This is a genomic window from Pseudomonas rhodesiae (assembly GCF_007858255.1).
GTDB lineage: Bacteria > Pseudomonadota > Gammaproteobacteria > Pseudomonadales > Pseudomonadaceae > Aquipseudomonas > Aquipseudomonas rhodesiae.
Genome location: NZ_VFEU01000070.1, coordinates 1 through 1190 on the forward strand (window position 1 = coordinate 1; position 1190 = coordinate 1190).

General features: G+C 57.2%; 1 protein-coding gene. It reads right to left on the minus strand.

Annotation, left to right across the window (positions count from 1 at the left end; all coding sequences use genetic code 11):
• Nucleotides 1-145: 145 nt before the first annotated feature.
• The gene (locus FIV35_RS29455; RefSeq protein ID WP_010466230.1) at nucleotides 146-1126 is read right to left on the minus strand and encodes an IS5-like element IS1384 family transposase; all 981 of its coding nucleotides are present in this window, start codon (nucleotides 1124-1126) and stop codon (nucleotides 146-148) included.
• Between the last annotated feature and the right edge of the window lie 64 nt (nucleotides 1127-1190).

Below are 1190 nucleotides of genomic sequence, written 5' to 3' on the forward strand. Positions count from 1 at the left end.
GGATGGTCTGAAGTAGCCATGTATTTCCCCGGCATACCACCTAGCGCAACTTTTAAACTCGCCAAATGATCAAAAAACAATCAATTCGACGAGTATTTCTTACGTTTTCGCCACCCGGACCCCACTCCGGTGGCCATTTCCCGCATTACAGGCGCACCTCTCCTGCATTCGTCAGTAAATGTCGGCGCGCCATCCACAGGTTCGACAGAGCGAACAGTGTCACCAGTTGCGCCGTGTTTTTGGCCAAGCCGCGAAAGCGCACCTTGGTGTAACCGAACTGGCGCTTGATTACCCGGAACGGATGCTCGACCTTGGCGCGCACCTGAGCCTTGGCCTTTTCAATCTTGCGCTTGGCTTTGTACAGCACGCTGCGCTTATCGAGTTTTTTGTAGGTGCTGCGGCGTGCCGCCACCTGCCAGATAACTTCACGTCCTTCATGCTCGGGCCGCTTTTCGACACCGGTGTAGCCTGCATCGGCGCAGACCACGTTTTCGTCGCCATGCAGCAATTTGTCCACCTGGGTGACATCCGCCACATTGGCCGCCGTGCCCACTACGCTGTGCACCAGACCCGATTCGTCATCGGCGCCGATGTGGGCCTTCATGCCAAAATAATACTGGTTTCCCTTCTTGGTCTGGTGCATTTCCGGGTCGCGCTTGCCGTCCTTGTTCTTGGTCGAACTGGGCGCATTGATCAGCGTTGCATCGACGATGGTGCCCTGGCGCAGCGACAGGCCGCGGTCGCCCAGATAGCCATTGATGACAGCGAGGATGCCGGCCGCCAGCTCGTGTTTCTCCAGCAAGCGGCGGAAGTTGAGAATGGTGGTTTCGTCGGGGATGCGCTCCAGGTTCAGCCCGGCAAACTGGCGCAGGATCGTGGTTTCGTACAGCGCTTCCTCCATCGCTGGATCGCTGTAGCCGAACCAGTTCTGCAGCAGATGCACACGCAGCATCGCCATCAACGGGTAGGCCGGACGGCCACCTTCACCTTTCGGATAATGTGGCTCGATCAAAGCAATCAAGCCCTTCCACGGCACCACCCGATCCATCTCGATCAGGAACAACTCCTTGCGGGTTTGCTTGCGCTTGCCAGCGTACTCGGCGTCGGCGAAGGTCATCTGCTTCATCGGGAAACTCGGTGGGTGGGGTCGCGGTATTTTGCCAAATCAGAAAGTCTTTTTCAGAGTTTCC